General features: G+C 72.0%; 17 protein-coding genes. 8 read left to right on the top strand and 9 right to left on the bottom strand.

The window, feature by feature from the left end:
• Positions 1 to 14: 14 nt before the first annotated feature.
• The 3 genes from ASE20_RS02280 to ASE20_RS02270 all read right to left on the bottom strand — a co-directional run bounded on the left by ASE20_RS02280 (position 15) and on the right by ASE20_RS02270 (position 2,492).
• Entirely contained in the window at positions 15 to 1,073 is a 1,059-nt protein-coding gene (locus ASE20_RS02280; RefSeq protein WP_056892884.1) for an alpha/beta hydrolase, read from the bottom strand.
• A 79-nt stretch (positions 1,074 to 1,152) separates the two neighbouring features.
• Positions 1,153 to 1,767: a hypothetical protein gene (locus ASE20_RS02275; RefSeq protein WP_056892883.1), complete on the bottom strand. Its 615-nt coding sequence runs from the start codon at positions 1,765 to 1,767 to the stop codon at positions 1,153 to 1,155.
• A 95-nt stretch (positions 1,768 to 1,862) separates the two neighbouring features.
• A complete protein-coding gene (locus ASE20_RS02270) occupies positions 1,863 to 2,492 on the bottom strand; it encodes a TetR family transcriptional regulator (protein WP_056892882.1) in 630 nt (209 codons plus the stop codon).
• 128 nt (positions 2,493 to 2,620) lie between these two features.
• Between ASE20_RS02270 and ASE20_RS02265 the strand changes: the two genes are divergently transcribed.
• Genes ASE20_RS02265 through ASE20_RS02255 form a run of 3 tightly spaced genes read left to right on the top strand, consistent with a single transcriptional unit; the run spans position 2,621 to position 5,241 of the window.
• Positions 2,621 to 3,796: a ferredoxin reductase gene (locus ASE20_RS02265; protein WP_082612071.1), complete on the top strand. Its 1,176-nt coding sequence runs from the start codon at positions 2,621 to 2,623 to the stop codon at positions 3,794 to 3,796.
• Between the two features lie 10 nt (positions 3,797 to 3,806).
• The gene (locus ASE20_RS02260) at positions 3,807 to 4,961 is read left to right on the top strand and encodes a fatty acid desaturase family protein (protein ID WP_082612070.1); all 1,155 of its coding nucleotides are present in this window, start codon (positions 3,807 to 3,809) and stop codon (positions 4,959 to 4,961) included.
• A gap of 25 nt (positions 4,962 to 4,986) precedes the next feature.
• Positions 4,987 to 5,241, top strand: coding sequence for a hypothetical protein (locus tag ASE20_RS02255; RefSeq protein WP_056893084.1), 255 nt, complete (start codon positions 4,987 to 4,989; stop codon positions 5,239 to 5,241).
• A gap of 6 nt (positions 5,242 to 5,247) precedes the next feature.
• On the opposite strand, the gene ptsP is transcribed toward ASE20_RS02255, so the two are convergent.
• The gene (ptsP, locus tag ASE20_RS02250) at positions 5,248 to 6,918 is read right to left on the bottom strand and encodes a phosphoenolpyruvate--protein phosphotransferase (RefSeq protein WP_056892881.1); all 1,671 of its coding nucleotides are present in this window, start codon (positions 6,916 to 6,918) and stop codon (positions 5,248 to 5,250) included.
• An 87-nt stretch (positions 6,919 to 7,005) separates the two neighbouring features.
• On the opposite strand from ptsP, the gene ASE20_RS02245 reads away from it, so the two are divergent.
• Genes ASE20_RS02245 through ASE20_RS02230 form a run of 4 tightly spaced genes read left to right on the top strand, consistent with a single transcriptional unit; the run spans position 7,006 to position 11,101 of the window.
• Positions 7,006 to 7,773: a DeoR/GlpR family DNA-binding transcription regulator gene (locus ASE20_RS02245; RefSeq protein ID WP_056892880.1), complete on the top strand. Its 768-nt coding sequence runs from the start codon at positions 7,006 to 7,008 to the stop codon at positions 7,771 to 7,773.
• Positions 7,770 to 8,756: a 1-phosphofructokinase family hexose kinase gene (locus ASE20_RS02240; protein WP_056892879.1), complete on the top strand. Its 987-nt coding sequence runs from the start codon at positions 7,770 to 7,772 to the stop codon at positions 8,754 to 8,756. Before ASE20_RS02245 ends, ASE20_RS02240 begins: the two co-directional genes overlap by 4 nt.
• Positions 8,744 to 10,807, top strand: a complete 2,064-nt coding sequence (locus ASE20_RS02235) for a fructose-specific PTS transporter subunit EIIC (RefSeq protein WP_056892878.1) — start codon at positions 8,744 to 8,746, stop codon at positions 10,805 to 10,807. The genes ASE20_RS02240 and ASE20_RS02235 overlap by 13 nt, the downstream gene beginning before the upstream one ends.
• A gap of 33 nt (positions 10,808 to 10,840) precedes the next feature.
• Positions 10,841 to 11,101: an HPr family phosphocarrier protein gene (locus ASE20_RS02230; RefSeq protein ID WP_056892877.1), complete on the top strand. Its 261-nt coding sequence runs from the start codon at positions 10,841 to 10,843 to the stop codon at positions 11,099 to 11,101.
• Between the two features lie 5 nt (positions 11,102 to 11,106).
• Here ASE20_RS02230 and ASE20_RS02225 read toward each other — a convergent pair whose 3' ends face one another.
• The 3 genes from ASE20_RS02225 to ASE20_RS02215 are packed head-to-tail and all read right to left on the bottom strand — an operon-like array spanning position 11,107 to position 13,041.
• Complete coding sequence (locus tag ASE20_RS02225; protein WP_056917930.1) at positions 11,107 to 11,712, bottom strand: acetoacetate decarboxylase family protein; 606 nt, start codon at positions 11,710 to 11,712, stop codon at positions 11,107 to 11,109.
• Entirely contained in the window at positions 11,709 to 12,386 is a 678-nt protein-coding gene (locus ASE20_RS02220; protein ID WP_056892875.1) for a hypothetical protein, read from the bottom strand. Before ASE20_RS02220 ends, ASE20_RS02225 begins: the two co-directional genes overlap by 4 nt.
• A 10-nt stretch (positions 12,387 to 12,396) precedes the next feature.
• Positions 12,397 to 13,041, bottom strand: coding sequence for a TetR/AcrR family transcriptional regulator (locus ASE20_RS02215; RefSeq protein WP_200952680.1), 645 nt, complete (start codon positions 13,039 to 13,041; stop codon positions 12,397 to 12,399).
• Positions 13,042 to 13,121: 80 nt separating this feature from the next.
• Between ASE20_RS02215 and ASE20_RS02210 the strand changes: the two genes are divergently transcribed.
• Complete coding sequence (locus ASE20_RS02210; RefSeq protein WP_056892873.1) at positions 13,122 to 15,227, top strand: MMPL family transporter; 2,106 nt, start codon at positions 13,122 to 13,124, stop codon at positions 15,225 to 15,227.
• Between the two features lie 75 nt (positions 15,228 to 15,302).
• Here the strand turns inward: ASE20_RS02210 and ASE20_RS25130 are convergent, their stop codons facing one another.
• Together ASE20_RS25130 and ASE20_RS02205 are read right to left on the bottom strand one after the other, a co-directional pair.
• The gene (locus ASE20_RS25130) at positions 15,303 to 15,479 is read right to left on the bottom strand and encodes a DUF6104 family protein (protein ID WP_164483660.1); all 177 of its coding nucleotides are present in this window, start codon (positions 15,477 to 15,479) and stop codon (positions 15,303 to 15,305) included.
• Between the two features lie 127 nt (positions 15,480 to 15,606).
• Positions 15,607 to 19,275 carry a multifunctional oxoglutarate decarboxylase/oxoglutarate dehydrogenase thiamine pyrophosphate-binding subunit/dihydrolipoyllysine-residue succinyltransferase subunit gene (locus tag ASE20_RS02205; RefSeq protein WP_082612106.1) on the bottom strand — a complete coding sequence of 1,223 codons (3,669 nt, stop codon included), beginning with the start codon at positions 19,273 to 19,275 and terminating at the stop codon, positions 15,607 to 15,609.
• Between the last annotated feature and the right edge of the window lie 255 nt (positions 19,276 to 19,530).

The raw sequence follows: 19,530 nt of genomic DNA, 5'->3' as shown, positions 1-19,530 counted from the left end.
CAACCCCCGGGGCGTCAGCCCAAGAAGGCGTCCATCAGCGGCCAGCTGAGCGCGGCCGCGCGCGGCCCGGCGACCAGGCCGAGGTGGCTGAGGCCGTCGGCGGCGGCGTACGTCGCGCCGGGGACCACGTCGGCGCCAGCGCGGACGGCGGGGCCGTCGGCGATGTTGTCGGTCTCGCTGCCGACGAACAGCACCTTGGTGCGGACGTCGGCGAGGCGCACCTCGCGACCGCGGCCCAGGTGCACGGTGCCGGAGGCCAGCTCGTTGCGGGCCATCAGGCGGGTGTGGATCTGGTGGTAGGCCCGGCCCGGGTAGCCCGGCATCTCGGCGATGAAGCCGTCGATGGCGGTGGTGCGGGCGAGGGTCTCGGTGTCGAGGATGTTCTTCGCCAGGTGGTAGGCCTTGGTCAGCTCACGCCGGGGCGCCATCGCACGGTAGCTCGCGCGCACCAGGTGCCGCGGCACGCCGCCGAGCGCGGCGGTCGGGGCGGTCGCGACGCGGGAGCCGAGCAGGCGGTCGGCGGCGATCAGCGGCTGGACCGCCGGGATCCTCGAGTAGTCGATCGGCGTGCCGAAGGCGGTCAGTGAGGCGATCGGCAGGTCGGGGTGCGCCGCGGCGGTGAGCAGGCTCATCGTGCCGCCGAGGGACCAGCCGACGAGGTCGACGCCGTCGGCACGGTCGCCGGCCTCGGCGTGGTCGTCGAGCACCGCGTGGATCGCGGTCGGGAGGATGTCGTCCACCCAGGTCTCGAAGCCCATCGCCCGGTCGGCGAAGCCGATGGCCCCGTAGTCGACGAGGTACGTCGCGCGCCCGGTCCCGACGAGGTGGGCGGCCAGGCTCTGGCCGGGCCGCAGGTCGAAGCAGCGCGCGGAGACGGCGAGCGGCGGGACGAGCAGGACGGGGCGCGGCGCGGTGGCCGGGGCCTCGCGGTCGTACCGGGTGAGCCGGCGGTGCGGCTCGTCACTGAGCACGGTGGCCGGTAGGCCGTCGTACTGCTCGACGCCGGGGCCGAGCGGGGAGATCGCCCACGCATTGCGGGCGGCGGTGGTCAGGCTTTGGACTGCGGTGGGCACCGCGCCATGGTGACTGGTCGGTAACTTCGCGTCCACCGAACGTGACGAGCATGACCCCGCCGCCGCGGGCAACGACGGTTCAGAAGCAGGGCACGACGTCCTGGGCGCCGAAGACGCCGCGGTAGGTCCGCTCCATCGTCCCGGCCATGGTGCGGGTCTGCGGGCTCGCCCAGGCCAGCGTGCTGAGCGCCGGGCCGCCGTTGCCGGGGACCCGGACCTTGCGGGCCTGGATGGGGACCACGAGGCGCTCGGCCGTCGTACCGGGGAAGCAGGCGGAGCCGTAGCGCTTGCTCGACGCGACCGCGCGGGTGACCCGCGTGCCGGCGGCGATGCCGCGGTAGCGCAGTGTGACGATCGACTGGAACCCGGACGGGTGCGGGCTGGTCGCCTCCCACGTGCCGGTGATGCCGACGGACATGCCGCGCGTGTGGCGCGACGGTACGACGAACACAGCACGGCCGTCGTGGACCCGGTGGACCCGGCTGGACCACCAGGAGCTGCGCAGGCCCTGCTGCAGGAAGACCTCGCAGCCCTCGCAGTCGGCGACGCGGATCACGACGCGGGTGGTGGGCACGGTGGCGGCCGTGGAGACGGCCGTGGAGACGGGGGCCGGCGCGGCGGACGTCGCGGGGACGCCCGTGAGCAGGGCGGCGAGCGCGACGAGCGGGACGAGCAGGCGGGCCGAGACGGACATGGTGGGGGCTCCCTTGGGGGTTCGGTGTCGAGGAGGACACCAGGGGAGACGCCGGGAACGGCCGGTTGGTTGTGACGAGTTCCTGCTGTGCTGGATCAGGGGGAGGGCCGCGAGCGCCACTGCATGGCGCCGATCAGCATCATCCGCAGCTGGGCGCGGGCGGTGTCGGCGACCTTCCGCTCGGCGTCCGACCCGGACCCGGCCGTCAGCAGCCGCTCGGCGGTGGCGACCATCGCGCCCACGATCAGGGTCGAGAGCACCCGCAGGTCCTCCTCGGACCACTGGTCGGTGCCGGGGAGGTGGGCCAGGTCGATCGCGAGCTCGCGCTCGGCGAGCTCGATGCCCCGGGCGATCGCCTCGCGGACGGCCGGCGGCCCGGCGAAGCGCTCACGGGCGATGAAGCCGAAGTGGGCCTGGTCCTGGCGGACCTGGGTGACCAGCACGGTGACCGAGCCGTCGATGATCGACCGGAAGTCGTCGCCAGCGGTACGACGCAGCTCGCGCAGCAGGGTGCGCAGCGTGTCGAGGGACTCCTCGACGAGCGCCATGCCGAGGTCCTCGATCGAGGGGAAGTGCCGGTAGAACGCGGTCGGCACGATGCCGACCTCCTTGGCGACCTGGCGCAGCGAGAGGGCGACGAGGGCGGATCCGTCGGACAGCGACAGCGCCGCGTCGAGGATCGCGCGACGGGTGCGCTCCTTCTGCTCGCCGCGAATCCCGGTCATGTACCCATCCTACCTTCAGTGAACATGTGTGCACTGTCACGGCCTCCGGTCGTTGACCTGCTGCCGGGTGGGGCGTCAGAGTTTGGGTGTACAGACGTACACCCAAACTTTCCACCGAAGGAGGCGCGATGACCGCGCTCATCTCCGATCCGGCGGCCCTCCCCACCCGCCCCGCCAAGGCCCGCGCAGGCGGCGGCCCGCTCGGCCTGCTGCTGCGCTCGAAGCTCGTGACGGCGCTCGCCAGCCCGCACGGCGTCGACAGCTACCTCGAGCGGTTCAACCCGATGTGGGCCGCGCACGAGGTGCGGGCCCGGATCGTCTCCATCCACCGCGAGACCGACGGCAGCGCCCCGGTCGCCACCCTGACCCTCCAGCCCACCTCGACCTGGCGCGGCCACCGCGCCGGCCAGCACGTCCTGGTCGGCGTCGAGATCCCCGGGATCGCGAAGCGGTTCACCCGTGCGTTCTCGATCTCGTCCGCCGCGTCGGGCCGGGGCGAGCAGTTCACGCTCACGATCCGTGCCCACGACGAGGGCCAGGTGTCGTCGTACCTGGTCCGGGAGGCGCAGGCCGGCCAGGTGCTCCACCTGTCCCAGGCGCAGGGCGAGTTCACCCTCGTCGAGAGCCCGGCGACGCCGACGATCAGCCGGCTGGTGTTCATCACCGGTGGCTCGGGCATCACGCCCGCGATGTCGATGGTCCGCACCCTGCTCCGCGACGGCTACCAGCGCAACGGGGTGGCCCACGCCGGCCGCAAGGTGACCTTCCTCCACTTCGCGCGCAGCCCCGAGGACCAGATCTTCGCCGAGGAGCTGGCCGAGATCGCCGCCGCCGACAACGGCGTCGACGTCCACCTGCGCCACGGCGACCAGGTGTTCAGCGAGTTCGAGCTGCGCCGGCTCGTGCCGGACTACAAGGACACCGACACCTGGCTCTGTGGGCCTCCGGGCCTGGTGGAGCTGGTCAAGGCGGCGTACGGCGACTCAGACCGCCTGCGGATGGAGTTCTTCAAGCCGGCCGTCGCCCGGGCCGCCCAACCCGGCGAGGAGATCGAGGGGGACATCTCGTTCACCCGCTCCGGCAAGACCGTCGCGGCATCCGGCGCCAGCCTGCTCGAGCAGGCCGAGGAGCTCGGCCTGAAGCCGGAGTTCGGCTGCCGCATGGGGATCTGCTTCTCCTGCACCCGCACCAAGACCGCGGGCACCGTCCGCAACATCCTGACCGGCGAGGAGTCCGCACTGCCGGACGAGGAGGTCCGCATCTGCGTGACCGCCGCCGCCGGTGACTGCCACATCGACCTCTGAGGAGACTGAGATGACCGAGCTCATGGAGCCCGTGGCCACGACCACGGACGAGAAGTACCACGGCCTGACCCACGCCGAGATCGACCAGCTGGGCGCCGAGCTGGACGCCCTGCGCCTGCGCATCATCGCCGACCTCGGCGAGGTCGACGCGGAGTACCTGCGCAAGGTCGTAAAGGCCCAGCGCAGCTTCGAGATCGCCGGCCGCGCGCTGTTCTACCTGCCCGTGATCGGCTGGGTGCCCGCCGTCGCCGCCCTCTCCGTGTCGAAGATCCTCGACAACATGGAGATCGGCCACAACGTGATGCACGGCCAGTACGACTGGATGGGCGACCCGTCGTTCAACTCCCGCATGTTCGACTGGGACACGATGGCGCCGGCCGAGAACTGGAAGTACGGCCACAACTACATGCACCACACCTACACCAACGTGGTCGGCAAGGACCGCGACGTGGGCTACGGCATCCTGCGCATGGACCCGGAGCAGAAGTGGAACCCCTACTACCTGGGCAACCCGCTGTGGGCGTTCCTGCTGATGACCTTCTTCGAGTGGGGCGTGGCCCTGCACGACCTCGAGACCGAGGAGGTGTTCGCGGGCCGTCGCAAGATGTTCGGTGGCGAGAACGCCCCCATCTGGCGCCGGATCCGCAAGAAGATGGGCAAGCAGGTCCTCAAGGACTACGTGCTCTTCCCGGCGCTGACCGGCCCGCTCTTCCTGAGCACCCTGGCCGGCAACGCGGTGGCCAACCTGGTCCGCAACGTGTGGACCTTCAACATCATCTTCTGCGGCCACTTCCCGGCCGGCGTCGCGTCCTTCTCGGTCGAGGAGACCGAGAACGAGACGCGCGGCCAGTGGTACCTGCGCCAGATGCTCGGCTCGGCCAACATCACCGGTGGCAAGCTGATGCACGTGATGAGCGGCAACCTGTCGCACCAGATCGAGCACCACCTGTTCCCCGACATCCCGGCCCGCCGCTACCCGGAGATGGCCGTCGAGGTGCAGGAGATCTGCGAGCGCTACGGCCTGCCCTACAACAAGGGCCCGCTGCACAAGCAGCTCTTCAGCGTCTTCTCGAAGATCGTGCGCCTCTCCTTCCCGGGCGGCGCCCAGAAGGAGGCCCCGGTCCGCGGTCCGCAGGCCGTGACCGACGACTCGTTGGCCGCCTGAGCCCTTTGCGGGGAGAATGCTCGCCATGAGTGGACGTGATCACCTGAGCAAGGGCGAGATCGCCAAGGACGCCATCCAGGCCGGTGCCGAGGCGGCGGCCACCACCGTCGGCGAGGTCGCCACGATCCTGACCAAGGCGGTCGGCGACGTCGCCGCCGCGGTGGGTGGGTTCGCGACCGAGGTCTTCGAGATCCGCGACTCCTCGCGCCGGGCTCTCGCCGAGCACGGCGAGGAGAAGGCCGTCGAGGCTCCGGCCATCGACGAGATCGACCCCGCCTGACCTTCGTCAGGCAAGCACGGCGCGCGCGGCCTCGCGTGCTGCGGAGGGATCCGCAGCCGCGAGCGCCGCGTTCGCCATTTCCCGGCACTGCTCGAGGGTGGCGGTCGCCAGTCGCGCCCCCACCGGCCGTACGGCGGCCGCGGCCATCGACAGCGACGTGATCCCGAGGCCGACCAGCACGCAGGCCAGCAGGGGATCGGCGGCGGCCTCGCCGCAGACCCCGACCGGCTTGTCGGCCCGCTCGCCCGCTGCCGCGGTCATCGCCACCAGCTGCAGCACCGCCGGCTGCCACGGGTCGGTGAGGTGCGCCAGGTCGGAGCAGAGCCGGTCGGCCGCCATCGTGTACTGCGTCAGGTCGTTGGTGCCGATCGACAGGAAGTCCACCTCGGCCAGGATCCGGTCGGCCAGGAGCGCGGCACTCGGAACCTCGATCATCACGCCGGCCACCAGTCCGCGGGCACGGGCCGACCGTGCGAAGTCCCGTGCCTCGTCGACCGTCGCCACCATCGGCGCCATCACCCAGGTGGTGGCGCCGCTGCGTTGTGCTGCCGCGGCGACCGCGTCGAGCTGGCGGTCGAGCAGGCCGTGGTCGGTGAAGGACAGCCGCAGGCCGCGGACGCCGAGCGCCGGGTTCTCCTCGTCGGGGTGGGTCGCGAACGCGATCGGCTTGTCGGAGCCGGCGTCGAGGGTGCGCACCACGACGTAGCGCTCGTCGGCGGCGAAGGGCGCCAGCACGCCGGCGTACACGGCCGTCTGCTCCTCGACCGTCGGCTCGGTCTCGCGGTCGAGGAAGCTCAGCTCGGTGCGGAACAGGCCGACGCCGCTGACGGGGCCGTCGGCGGCGGCCACGGCGGACGTCTGGTCGGCGACATTGGCGAGCAGCTTCACCGGGTGGCCGTCGGCCGTGCGGCCCGGGCCCTCCCACTGCGCCAGCGCCGCCCGCTCCTGCGTGTCGGCCGCGACCCGCTCGGCCGCGGCCCCCGGCTCGGGGTCGAGCTCGACCGTGCCGGTCGCACCGTCGACCAGGAGCGTGTGGCCGGCGACCGCGGCGACGACGCCGGCCGCACCGACCACGCAGGGGATGCCCAGCTGGCGCGCGATGATCGCGGTGTGGCTGGTCGGGCCGCCGCGCTCGGTGACCAGGGCCAGGACCAGCGCCGGGTCCAGGCCGGCGGTGTCGGCCGGCGCCAGGTCGGTGGCGACCAGCACCACCGGCTCGTCGGGCAGGGTGACGCCGGGCTCGGGCTCGCCGACCAGCCGCGCGACCACGCGGGTGCGGATGTCGCGCAGGTCGGTGACCCGCTCGGCCATCAGCCCGCCCATGCCGGTGAACACGGTGACGAACTGCTCGACCGCGTGGTCGACGGCGGCGAGCAGCGGCTCGCCGGCACGCAGGTTCTTGCGGACCGCGGAGCGCAGGCCGCGGTCGGTCGCCAGGCCGGCGCTGGCGGTGAGCACGCCGGCCGTCGCTCCGTCGGCGGCCGCCGCCTTGCGGCGGAAGCCCTCGGCCACCGTCTCGACCGCCGTGTCGTAGGCCGCGAGGGCGGCCTCCTCGTCGGCGTGGCCGCCGTCGCCGTACCGGGCGAGGGCGTCGGGGGAGACGTCGGAGACGGTGAGCTGGGCCGGCCCGTGGGCGATGCCGGGGACGACCGGGGTGCCGTGGAACGTGGTGACCATGCTCACACGCTAGACCGCGCACCCCTTGACAAGCAACAGAAACGGGCATAAAACAACATAAACACAGATTCGTGAGGGAGGTCACAGATGTACGCCGAGGAGCGCCAGCAGGCCATCGCCCGCCAGGTCGGGGACCGGGGCCGCATGTCGGTCGCGGAGATCGCCGAGCTGTTCGACGTCACGACCGAGACCGTACGACGTGACCTCACCGCGCTCGAAGCCCTGGGCGTGCTCCGGCGGGTCCACGGCGGTGCCGTGCCGGCCTCCGCCCTCTCCACCCTCGAGCCGGGGATCGTCGAGCGCGACGCCGCCAACACCGAGGCGAAGGCGCAGATCGCCCGCGCCGCCCTCGACCTGCTCCCGCCGCCGGGTGCCTCGATCCTGCTCGACGCGGGCAGCACGACCGCCCGGTTCGCCGACGCGCTGCCGGGCAGCCACCGGCTGGTGGTGTTCACCCACAGCGTGTCCATCGCGGCCCGGCTCGCCGGCAACGCCGGCATCGAGCTGCACCTGCTGCCGGGCCGGGTGCGCACCAACACCCACGCTGCGGTCGGCGCCGCGACCGTCGCCGCGGTCGGCGCGCTGCGGGTCGACATGGCGTTCATGGGCGCCAACGGCGTCAGCGTCGGTCACGGGCTCTCGACCCCGGACAGCGAGGAGGCCGCGACCAAGCGGTCCTTCGTCCTCTCGGCCGAACGGGTGGTCGGCCTCGTCGACTCCTCCAAGGCCGGCGTGGAGACCGCGGTCCGCTTCGCGGCGCTCGACGAGGTCGACACGCTGGTCACCGACCGCGGCCTGCGCCCTGCCGACCGCAAGGCCTACGCCGCGGCCGGCGTCGAGGTCGTGACCGCGTGATCGTCACCGTCACCCCCAACCCGAGCATCGACCGCACCCTGGTGCTGCCGGACGCGCTGGTGCGCGGCGGCGTCCACCGGGTGGCGGACGCCCTCGACCAGCCGGGCGGCAAGGGCGTGAACATCTCACGCGCCTGTGTCGCCGCCGGCGTACCGACCTGCGCGGTGCTGCCGGTCGCTCCTGACGACCCGTTCGTCGCCGAGCTGGACCGGCTCGGTGTGCCGAGCGCGCCGGTGCCGCCCGCCGGGCCGATGAGGGTCAACCTGACCCTGACCGAGCCCGACGGCACGACGACCAAGCTCAACGCTGCGGGTGCCTCGGTCTCCGTGGCCGACCTCGACGCCCTCGCCGATCAGGTGCTGGCGCAGCCCGCCGACGGCTGGGTCGTGCTCGCGGGGTCGCTGCCGCCCGGCGCCCCCGACGACTGGTACGCCGACCTGGCCGCCCGGCTGCGCGCGACCGGCCGCCGGGTGGCGGTCGACACGAGCGACGCCGCGCTGGAGGCCGTCGTCGCCGGGCTCGCCCGCGGCACCGCGCCGTCCCTGCTGAAGCCCAACGCCGAGGAGCTGGCCTCCATCGTCGGTGCCGACGAGTCCGCGCTCGAGGGTGACCCCGCCCTCGTCGCGACCGCGGCGCGCACGCTGGTCGACCGGGGTGTCGGTGCCGTGCTCGCCACGCTCGGCGGCGCGGGCGCGGTGCTCGTCGACGCGACCGGCGCCTGGCACGCCGTACCCCCGCCCACCCGGGTCGTCAGCACCGTCGGTGCCGGCGACAGCAGCCTGTTCGGCTACCTCGCCGCCGACCTCGCCGGCGCTCCCGCCCCCGAGCGGCTCGCCGCCGCCGTGGCCTGGGGGAGTGCCGCCGCCGGCCTCCCCGGCACCACCGTGCCCACCCCCGATGACGTCCGGATCCACGAGGTCCGGGTACGTGCGCTCGACCTGAGCGCCACCGCCCACGAAGGAGAACCCTCATGGCAGAGCTGATGACAGCCGCGCTGGTCAGCCTCGACGACGAGCTCGGCGCCGACAAGGACGCCGTGATCGCCGCGCTCGCCGCCCGCGTGACCGAGGCCGGTCGCGCGACCGACGTCGAGCAGCTGCGCGCCGACCTCCACGCCCGCGAGGCGAAGTCCGCGACGGGCATGAAGGACGGCATCGCCATCCCGCACTGCCGCTCGACCGCGGTCACCGAGCCGACGCTCGCCTTCGCCCGGCTCCAGCCCGGCGTCGACTTCGGGGCCAAGGACGGCGTGGCCGACCTGGTGTTCCTGATCGCCGCGCCCGAGGGCGGCGGCAACGCGCACCTGCAGATCCTCGCCAAGCTGGCCCGGTCGCTGGTGAAGCCGGAGTTCACCGACGCGCTGCGCTCGGCCGCCACGCCGGAGGCCGTGGTCGCCATCGTCCAGGCCGTGGTGGACCCGCCGGCCGCGCCCGCGCAGGCCCCGGCTCCTGCCGTGGCCGGCCCGGCCGTCGTACGACGCCTCGTGGCCGTGACGTCGTGCCCGACCGGCATCGCGCACACCTACATGGCGGCCGAGGCGCTCGAGGCCGCCGCGTCACGTGCCGGTGTCGAGATCGCCGTCGAGACCCAGGGCTCGGCCGGGTCGACGCCCTTGCCCGCGGCCACGATCGCGGCCGCCGACGCGGTGGTCTTCGCGACCGACGTGGGCGTGCGCGACAAGCACCGCTTCGCTGGCAAGCCGGTCGTCTCCATGGGTGTGAAGCGGCCGATCGACGACGGTGACGCCGTCATCGCCGAGGCGCTGCGCGCGGCGGACGACCCGGCCGCGGCGCGGGTCGAGGGCTCGGCGACGGCCGGCGACCCCACGGCGACTGCGGGGGAGTCGTGGGGTGGCCGGGCCCGTCGCGTGCTGATGACCGGCGTGTCGTACATGATCCCGTTCGTCGCGGCCGGCGGTCTCCTGATCGCGCTCGGCTTCCTGCTGGGCGGCTACGACAGTGCCAACGTCGCGGGCGACATCCTCGTCAAGCACAGCCTGTTCGACCCGCCGTCCGCGGCGGCGTACGGCCTGGACCACGTCGCGTTCGACTCGGGCGTGCTGCTGTACCTCGGTGTGCTGCTGTTCGTGATCGGCAAGGCCGCGTTCGCGCTGTTCGTGCCCGCGCTCGCCGGCTACATCGCCTACGCGATCGCCGACCGGCCCGGCCTGGCGCCGGGCTTCATCATGGGCGCCCTCGCCACCAACCTCGCCGCGTTCGGCAGTGTGGGTGCCGTGTCCCCGGATGCACCGCAGACCGGGTTCATCGGCGCCATCGTCGGCGGCACCCTCGCCGGCGTCATCGCGCTCTGGGTCTCGCGCTGGCGGGTGCCGACCTGGGCGCGCGGCCTGATGCCGGTGCTGGTGATCCCGCTGGTCACCAGCATCGTCGCGGGACTGATCATGCTGCTCCTGCTGGGCCGCCCGATCACCTGGCTGATGGAGCGCCTGAGCGACGGCCTCAACGAGATGAGCGGGTCCAACGCGATCATCCTGGGTGTCGTCCTCGGCATGATGATGGCCTTCGACATGGGCGGCCCGCTCAACAAGGTCGCCTACAGCTTCGCCGTCGTCGGCATCGGCGGCGCGAGCCTGGCCAGCGACGCCCCCGAGCTGAAGATCATGGCGGCCGTGATGCTCGCCGGCATGGTGCCGCCGCTGGCCCTGGCGCTGGCCACCGTCGTCCGACCGAACCTGTTCACCTCCGCGGAGCGGGAGAACGGCAAGGCCGCCTGGCTGCTCGGTGCGTCGTTCATCTCCGAGGGGGCGATCCCGTTCGCCGCCGCCGACCCGCTGCGGGTGATCCCGTCGATCGTGCTCGGCAGTGCGGTCACGGGAGGCCTCGCCGAGGCGCTCGACGTCAGCCTGCGGGCACCGCACGGAGGCATCTTCGTGCTCTTCGCCGTGGACGGCGTGCTCGGGTTCTTCATCGCCCTCGTCGCGGGCACGGTCGTCGCTGCTGCTGCCGTGGTGGCCCTCAAGTCGATCGGGCGCACGACGCCGGTCGACGTCACGCTCGAGACCGTCGCCGCCTGAGACGATCCGTCGTACCGACCGAGAGGAAGAACCATGCACACCGTGACCGTGACCGTCGGCTCCGCCGTCGGCCTCCACGCCCGTCCCGCCGCGATCATCTCCGAGGCCGCGGCCGAGCTCGACTCCGAGGTCCTCCTCGGGGTTCCCGGCGACGAGGCTGTCGACGCCAGCTCCGCGCTGCTGATCATGACCCTCGGTGCCGGCAACGGCGACCAGGTCGAGGTCTCCGGCGAGGTGGAGGCGGACGTCGCCGCGATCGCTGCCCTCGTCGAGCAGGACCTCGACGCGGAGTAGTCCGGCTACTCGAAGGCGAGCCGGAAGCCCGCCATCCGGAACGACCCCAGCCGACGGGCCCCCTGCAGGAACGCGAGGGGCCCGTCGCTGGCGAAGCTCCAGCGCGATCGGCAGGGGAATGCCTTGGCGTTGCCCTTCATCACCACGTCGGCGATCTCGGGGTGCTCGGCGATGCCGGGCTGCTCGACCAGGCCGGTGAACGGCATCCGGATCGCCGCGCGCGAGACGTCGGTGAACTGGGCCGAGACGATCGGGCGCCGGTCGATCGTGGCCGTCCAGTCGGTCGAGGTGACCGGGCCGCGGAAGCTGCTCTCCATGTCGAAGTCGCACAGCTCCTTGGGGATCGCCCACAGCTCGCGGCCACCGGCCTGCGAGGCCGCGGAGTCCACCCAGATGTCGGTGATCGTCACGGCACCCTTGCCGGCGCGATTCGTGGTGGTCCGGGCGACGAGGAGCTCGTGGTAGGTCAACGGGCTCGGGTCCTCGTAGGAGACCAGTGCGACGCCGTACGTCCCGGCGGGGTGGCGCTCGTCGACGTCCTCGCGCAGTTTGAAGGCGGACAGCCACAGGGAGCCGTGCATGTGCCACGGCGCCGGGGGATAGGGCTTCACTCGGGGTCCTCGCTCGAGTCGATGAACAGCTGGGCGGTGTGCTCCAGCTCCGCCTCCATGGCGGCGGGCAGGTCGTCGGTGAGCTCGTCGGCCATCGGGCTCTCCTCGCGCGGGCCCAACCCGGCGGCCGCCTTCTCGATCGCGGCGCCGACGTCGATGACCGTGGCGTCGCGGACGTAGGGCTTGTCGAGCTCCTTGGCGACGTACTTCGCGACGAAGCGGCGCAGCTCGCCCTCGACGTTGGCGGCCTTGCTCGTCAGCGACGCGCGCAGCCCCTGCGCCTTCAGCCGTACGACGACCTGGTTGGTCTCCGGCGGTGTGACCTCGAGGGCGATCGCCAGGTCGGCGCGGCCGTGCGCGGTGATGACCAGCGGCACGGTGATGTCGGCGTCGAAGTTCTGCTTGTCCATGCCGAGGTCGATGCTGAACTTCAGCGTGACCGGGAGGTCGACGTGGAAGGAGACGGGGCTGGCGCCGACGCGCTGGCCGGTGGCGGTGCCGATCCGGCCCTGCGCCGTCACCTTCGCGATCCGGCCCGGCCCGACGCCGAGCGGGCCGACGTCGATCGGCCGTCCGGACAGCACGTTGACCCCGTTGAGCACGCGCTCGACGGTCACGGCGGTCGTGAAGAACCGCTCACCCCACTGCGCGTAGTCGATCAGCTCCTCGCTCACCCGGCCGAGACTAGTGCTTCGGCCGGGCCGCGGGGCCGGTGGCCAGTCCGCGGGTGGTCATCTCCAGCGTCCGGTCGATCGCGGCCTCCCGCTCGGCGTCGGGCATGTCCTTGAGCGGGCCGTCGATGAGCAGCATCGCCAGTCCGTGCACCGCGGCCCACGGCCCGGCCTCGGCGCCCGGCCGGTCCTCGGGCGCGAGGTAGCCGACCGCCACCAGCTCGTCGAGCATCGTGCCGAGCAGGACGTACGGGTCGGGGTCCGTCGGCACCGGCTCCGACGGCGCCCGGAGCTGACCGGTGAAGCAGGTGCGGAAGATCCCCGGCTCGTCGAGCGCGAACCGGATGTAGCCGCGTCCGGTCGACTCCAGCCGGTCGATCGCGCGGGCGACCGGGTCCGCGTCCTCGGGCACGCGCTGCAGGAAGTCCGCCATCGCGGCGGCCATCCCGTCCATGGCCAGGGCGCGCGCGGCCTCGAGCAGGTCGGACTGGTTCGCGAAGTGCCGGTACGCCGCCGTGGGGGTCACGCCCACCTCGCGGGCCGCGCCGCGGATGGTCACGGCGTCGGGGCCGCCGGTCGTGGCCAGCTCGGCGGCGGCCCGGGCCAGGGCGTTGCGCAGGTCACCGTGGTGGTACCTGCTGCGGCTCGCATCGTTCACGGGAGACATGTTGACACCCGTACACATCCATGCCAAGTTAACACCCACAAAGTTTACGTCCGTACACATTGGAGGAAGCCATGTTCCGCTGGATCGGAGACCTGGTCACCCGGCGGGCTCGCGGCGTGCTCGCGCTGGGTGTGCTCGGGGTGGTGCTCGCCGCCGTCGTCGGCGTGGGCGCGTTCAGCAAGCTCGAGACCGAGGGGTTCGACGACCCCGCCTCCGACAGCAGCCGGGCCGCCGCGCTGCTCGAGGACCGCTTCGCCGGTACGTCCGACTACGTCCTCGTCGTCGAGGCCGTCGACGGTGACGTCGACTCGCCCGCCTCCGCCGCGGCGGGCCGCGAGCTGACCGAGCGGCTGCGGTCCGACCCGGACCTGGCCGACGTCACGTCGTACTTCGACAGCCGGGCTGGTCCGCTCCGTGCGACCGACGGCGGCCACGCCTTGGTCACCGCGACGACGGCGAAGGGCACCGACGCCGACCCGGGCAGGGTGCTCGACGAGTACGGCTCCACCGACGGCGCGCTCCGCGTTGACATCGGCGGCGGTGAGGTCGTGGGGGAGGAGATCGGCAGCCAGATCGGCAAGGACCTCGGCCTCGCCGAGAGCATCGCCATCCCGCTGATCCTCGTCCTGCTGGTGCTCGCGTTCGGCAACGTCGTGGGCGCCCTGGTCACCCTCGGCGTCGGCATGGCCGCGATCCTCGGCACGTTCGCCGAGCTCTCGATCCTCGGCTCCGCCACCGACGTCTCGATCTACGCGGTCAACCTCACCACCGGCCTCGGCCTCGGCCTGGCGGTCGACTACGGGCTGCTGATGGTGGCGCGGGTGCGCGAGGAGCGCGCGGCGGGACGCGACCACACGGCCGCCGTGCGACGGGCGGTGGAGACGGCCGGCCGCACGATCACCTTCAGCGCGACCACCGTCGCCGTCGCACTGTCCGCGCTGCTGGTCTTTCCCATGTACTTCCTGCGCTCGTTCGCCTACGCCGGCATCGGCGTCATGCTGATCACCGCGTTCAGTGCGGTCGTGATCCTGCCCGCGGCACTGAGCCTGCTCGGCGACCGCATCGACGCCTGGCGGGTCCCGAGGGTCCGCGGCATCCGCGGCGAGGAGGCGCCCGCCTGGGCGCGACTCGCGCGCTTCGTCGTCCGCCGCCCGGTGCTGAGCGCGCTGCCGGTCCTCGCCGGCCTGCTGCTGATGGCCGTGCCGCTCGCCGGCATCGAGCTCGGCACCCCCGACGACCGCGTGCTGCCGACCAGTGCCTCGAGCCGGCAGGCGGGCGACCTGCTCCGCGAGGACTTCGCGGGCGACGGCACCCACCCGATCTCCGTCGTCACGACCTCGGCCGTCGACGAGGCCGACCTGGCGTCGTACGCCGAGCGGCTGGGCGCGCTGCCCGGCGTGGTCCGCATCGAGACCCGCCCCGGCGAGGGTGCCTCGCTCGTGTCCGTGGTCACCGACCTCGACCCGCGCTCGGGGGCGGCCCGCGACCTGGTCGAGGACGTGCGGGCGGTGCCGCCGCCGGACGGGGTCGAGGCGCTGGTCGGCGGCGCGAGTGCCGAGCTGCACGACCAGATGACCGGCATCGGCAACCGGCTGCCGATCGTCGCCGGGTGGCTGGTGCTGACGACGATGGTGATCCTGTTCCTGTTCACCGGCAGCGTCGTGCAGCCGGTCCGGGCCCTGCTGCTCAACGCGGTCGGACTCGCGGCCACCCTCGGCGCGATGGTGTGGGTGTTCCAGGACGGCCACCTGGCGGGGCTGCTCGGCTTCACGCCGCAGCCGATGGACAGCTCCATGATGGTGCTGCTCTTCTGCGTCGCCTTCGGCCTGTCGATGGACTACGAGGTCTTCGTGATGGGCCGGATCAAGGAGATGCGCGACCTCGGCAGGGACAACGAGCAGGCCCTGGTCCACGGACTGGCCCACACCGGCCGGATCGTCAGCACGGCCGCGGCCCTGATCGCGATCAGCTTCTTCGCGTTCCTGGTCAGCTCGGTGAGCTTCATCCAGTTCTTCGGGCTCGGCACCGGGCTGGCCATCCTGATCGACGCCACGCTCGTGCGAGGCGTGCTGGTGCCGGCGAGCATCCGGCTGCTGGGGGAGCGGGCGTGGTGGGCGCCGCGGCCGCTCCGGGCCCTGCACCGCCGGTTCGGGCTCTCGGAGGGCGTGCCGGCCTGAACCGGACGGGGGCAGTGACACGGACGAGGGCCCGGCGGAGAATCTCCGCCGGGCCCTCGTCGTACGTGCGCTGCCTCAGTCCTCGGGGTCGTCGAGCCGGGCCAGCCAGGTGGCGAACCGCTCGACCGCCGTCTCGAACTCCGGGTGGGTGTCGACGAACTCCTGGAGCCGCTCGCCGAGCCAGGCCAGGGTGACCTCCTCGTCGCCCCGGCGCTGCTCGAGCTCCTCGATCCCGCGATCGGTGAAGTACATGCTGCGACTCCTGTGATGTCAGCCGATGGGTCTCGATACGGCGGTCACGGCCTCGTGCCTCGGCCGTGCGCCTACTCGACCTGCCTGCGGGATCGTCGGACGTCCTCGTTCCTCGGACGTCCGACGATCAGGCAAAGGCTTCGCCGATCAGGACCTTGGCCTCCTCGAGGTGGCGCTTGGCCGTGCCGACGGCGGTGGTCGAGGACGCCTTGCGGGTCACCGGCTCGATCGCGCGGTCGAGCTGCGGCACCACGTTGAGGTAGTACGACGGCCACGGGCCCTGGTTGTAGGGCTCGTCCTGGACCCACTTGACCTTGGCGTCGGGGTACTTCGCCAGCTCGGCCTTGATGGCCTCGACGGGCCACGGGTAGAGCTGCTCGACCCGCAGGATCGCGACGTCCTCGCGGTTGGACTTCTGCCGCTCGACGACGAGGTCCCACGTGAGCCGGCCGGAGACCAGCAGCACCGTGGTCACCTTGGCCGGGTCGACCGTGTCGTCGCCGATCACGGGGCGGAACTCGCCCGAGGTGAAGTCGGAGGGCTGCGAGGCAGCCTCCTTGCGCTTGAGCATCGACTTCGGCGTGAACACGATCAGCGGCTTGTGCTCGCCACCGAGCGAGTGCTGGCGCAGCAGGTGGAAGTACGACGCCGGCGTCGACGGCTGGGCCACCACCATCGCCTCGTCCGCGCAGAGCGTGAGGAACCGCTCGATGCGGGCGGAGGAGTGGTCGGCACCCTGGCCCTCGTAGCCGTGCGGCAGCAGCATGACGACGCCCGAGTCCTGGCCCCACTTGGTCTTGCCGGCGGAGATGTACTCGTCGATGACCGACTGCGCGCCGTTGACGAAGTCGCCGAACTGGGCCTCCCAGAGGACCAGCGCGTCGGGCCGCGCGACGGAGTAGCCGTACTCGAAGCCGAGCGCGGCGTACTCCGACAGCAGGCTGTCGTAGACGAAGAACTTGGCCTGGTCCTCGGTGAGGTTGGCCAGCGGCGTCCACTCGTCGGCGTTGTGCCGGTCGATGATCGTCGCGAAGCGGGACACGAACGTGCCGCGGCGCGAGTCCTGGCCGGCCAGGCGGACCGGGCGACCGTCCATCAGCAGCGAGCCGAAGGCGAGGATCTCGCCGGTGCCCCAGTCGATCGGGCCGTCGGCGATCGCGGCGGCGCGGCGCTGCAGTTGCGGCATGACCTTCGGGTGGACGGTGAAGCCCTCGGGCGGGGTGACGTAGGCGTCGGCGATCCGCTTCATGACCTCGGGGGTCACCGACGTCTGGGTCTCGCCGACCGACTTGTCCGGGTAGTCCGGGACGGTCGTCCACTCGTCGGGCTTGGTGTCGGCCTCGCGGACCTCGGTGAAGACCCGCTCCAGCTGCTGCTGGTAGTCGCGCAGGACCTGCTCGGCCTCCTCGATCGTGATGTCGCCACGACCGATGAGGGACTCCGTGTAGAGCTTGCGGACCGATCGCTTCTGCTCGATGAGGTCGTACATCAGCGGCTGCGTGTACGACGGGTCGTCGCCCTCGTTGTGACCGCGACGGCGGTAGCAGACGAGGTCGATGACGACGTCGCTCTTGAAGGTCTGCCGGTACTCGAACGCGAGCCGGGCGACGCGGATGCACGCCTCCGGGTCGTCGCCGTTCACGTGGAAGATCGGCGCCTGGACCATCCGCGCCACGTCGGTGCAGTAGAGCGTCGAGCGCGACGAGCCCGGGGAGGTGGTGAAGCCGACCTGGTTGTTGATGACCACGTGGATCGTGCCGCCGGTGCGGTAGCCGCGCAGCTGCGAGAGGTTGAGCGTCTCGGCGACCACGCCCTGGCCGGCGAAGGCGGCGTCGCCGTGCAGCAGCACCGGCAGGACCGGGAACTCCTCGCCACGGTTGAGCACGTCCTGCTTGGCGCGGGCGATGCCCTCGAGCACCGGGTCCACGGTCTCCAGGTGCGACGGGTTCGCGGCGACCGAGACCGCGATGGTCTCGCCGGTGCCCGCGACGAAGGCGCCCTCGGCGCCGAGGTGGTACTTCACGTCGCCGGAGCCCTGGACCGTGCGCGGGTCGATGTTGCCCTCGAACTCGCGGAAGATCTGGTTGTAGGACTTGCCGACGATGTTGGCGAGCACGTTGAGGCGGCCGCGGTGGGCCATGCCGATCGCGACCTCCTCGAGGCCCTCCTGCGCGGCGGCCTCGGCGATCTCGTCGACGACCGGGATCGTGGTCTCGCCACCCTCGAGGGAGAAGCGCTTCTGACCGACGAACTTCGTCTGCAGGAAGGTCTCGAACGCCTCGGCCTGGTTGAGCTTCAGCAGGATCCGCAGCTGCTCCTCGCGGGGCAGCTTGGTGTGCGGCTGCTCGACGCGCTCCTGGATCCAGCGGCGCTGCTCGGGGTCCATGATGTGCATGTACTCGATGCCGGTGGTGCGGCAGTAGGAGTCGCGCAGGATCCCGAGGATGTGGCGCAGCTTCATGAAGCGACGGTCGCCGCCGCCGAAGGAGCCGGTCGGGAACTCGCGGTCGAGGTCCCACAGGGTCAGGCCGTGCGACTCGATGCGCAGGTCCGGGTGGCTGCGCTGCTTGTACTCGAGCGGGTCGGTGTCGGCCATCAGGTGGCCGCGCACGCGGTAGGCGTGGATCAGCTCGAGGATGCGGGCCTGCTTGTCGATCTCGTCGTCGTGCGACGTGGCGACGTCGGCGTTCCAGCGGATCGGCTCGTAGGGGATCCGCAGGGCGCGGAAGATCTCGTCGTAGAAGCCGTCCTGGCCGAGCAGGTACTTGTGCACCTGGCCGAGGAACTCGCCCGACTGCGCACCCTGGATCACCCGGTGGTCGTACGTCGAGGTCATCGTCATGATGCGGGAGATCGCGTTGCGCGCGATCGTCTCCTCGGACGCACCCTGGAACTCCGGCGGGTAGTCCATCGAGCCGACGCCGATGATGGCGGCCTGGCCCTGCATCAGCCGCGGCACCGAGTTGTTGGTGCCGAGACCGCCGACGTTGGTGAGGCTGACCGTCGTACCGGAGTAGTCCTCCATGGTCAGCTTGTTGTCCTTGGCCTTGCGCACGATCTCCTCGTACGCGGTCCAGAACTGCGCGAAGTCCATCGACTCGCAGGCCTTGATCGACGGCGCGACCAGCTGGCGGCTGCCGTCGGCCTTCACCTGGTCGATCGCGAGGCCGAGGTTGATGTGCGCCGGCGTGACCATCGTGGGCTTGCCGTTGATCTCGTCGTAGGTGTTGTTCATCGCCGGCTGCGCCTTGATCGCCTTGACGATGGCGTAGCCGATGAGGTGGGTGAACGACACCTTGCCGCCGCGGGCGCGCTTGAGGTGGCTGTTGATGACGATCCGGTTGTCCCACAGGAGCTTGACCGGCATGTTGCGCACCGACGTGGCGGTCGGCACGGACAGCGAGATGTCCATGTTCTTCGCGGTCGCGGCGGGGATGCCGCGCAGGACCGTGAGGGTGGGCTCGTCGCTCGCGGTCACGGGAGCCGGGCGGGGAGCGTCCTTCGGGGTGGGCTTCTCGGCGTCGGCCTTCGGCGTCGGCGTGGTGGTGGAGGCCGGGCTGACCTGCGGGGCCGGGGTGGCCTTCGGGGTCGGCGCGGCGGCCGGAGCCGGGGCGGCGGCGGGAGCGGCCGGGGTGGCCTGGGCAGCCGGGGCCGCAGCCGGCGCGGGGGCCGGCGCGGCGGCTGCTGCCGGAGCAGCGGCGGTGGCGGGCGTCGTACCGTTGGTGGCGGCGCCCTTGAAGAACGCGGCCCACGCCGGATCGACGCTGTTGGGGTCAGCCTCGAACTGCTCCTTCATCTCCTCCACGAGCCACTCGTTGGCTCCGAAGTCGACGGGTTCGGGTGATCCGTGGGACTGGTCTGACGACTGCGTCACGACGTGCTTCGCCTCTTCCAAAGGTGCGCTCTGCCGCCCGCCGCCGGTAGCGGGCGGTTACGACCGCCAAGGCTAGTCCCCCACCGAAGCAAATACCGCTCCGTGGTCACCCTTTGTCGACGGGTGTTACCGAACAGACATCGGGGCGGCCTTCCACGGTGTCCCGACGGCTCCCGA

This window comes from Nocardioides sp. Root240 (genome assembly GCF_001428825.1).
Taxonomy (GTDB): domain Bacteria; phylum Actinomycetota; class Actinomycetes; order Propionibacteriales; family Nocardioidaceae; genus Nocardioides.
This window is presented reverse-complemented; position numbering and strand designations above follow the sequence as displayed.

What these genes read in the sequence shown, in the direction of transcription:
- ASE20_RS02275 (WP_056892883.1), bottom strand. Translation starts at nt 1,767, where the DNA reads ATGTCCGTCTCGGCCCGCCTGCTCGTCCCGCTCGTCGCGCTCGCCGCC.
- ASE20_RS02270 (WP_056892882.1), bottom strand. Translation starts at nt 2,492, where the DNA reads ATGACCGGGATTCGCGGCGAGCAGAAGGAGCGCACCCGTCGCGCGATC.
- ASE20_RS02265 (WP_082612071.1), top strand. Translation starts at nt 2,621, where the DNA reads ATGACCGCGCTCATCTCCGATCCGGCGGCCCTCCCCACCCGCCCCGCC.
- ASE20_RS02260 (WP_082612070.1), top strand. Translation starts at nt 3,807, where the DNA reads ATGACCGAGCTCATGGAGCCCGTGGCCACGACCACGGACGAGAAGTAC.
- ASE20_RS02255 (WP_056893084.1), top strand. Translation starts at nt 4,987, where the DNA reads ATGAGTGGACGTGATCACCTGAGCAAGGGCGAGATCGCCAAGGACGCC.
- ptsP (WP_056892881.1), bottom strand. Translation starts at nt 6,918, where the DNA reads ATGGTCACCACGTTCCACGGCACCCCGGTCGTCCCCGGCATCGCCCAC.
- ASE20_RS02245 (WP_056892880.1), top strand. Translation starts at nt 7,006, where the DNA reads ATGTACGCCGAGGAGCGCCAGCAGGCCATCGCCCGCCAGGTCGGGGAC.
- ASE20_RS02235 (WP_056892878.1), top strand. Translation starts at nt 8,744, where the DNA reads ATGGCAGAGCTGATGACAGCCGCGCTGGTCAGCCTCGACGACGAGCTC.
- ASE20_RS02230 (WP_056892877.1), top strand. Translation starts at nt 10,841, where the DNA reads ATGCACACCGTGACCGTGACCGTCGGCTCCGCCGTCGGCCTCCACGCC.
- ASE20_RS02210 (WP_056892873.1), top strand. Translation starts at nt 13,122, where the DNA reads ATGTTCCGCTGGATCGGAGACCTGGTCACCCGGCGGGCTCGCGGCGTG.
- ASE20_RS25130 (WP_164483660.1), bottom strand. Translation starts at nt 15,479, where the DNA reads ATGTACTTCACCGATCGCGGGATCGAGGAGCTCGAGCAGCGCCGGGGC.
- ASE20_RS02205 (WP_082612106.1), bottom strand. Translation starts at nt 19,275, where the DNA reads ATGAAGGAGCAGTTCGAGGCTGACCCCAACAGCGTCGATCCGGCGTGG.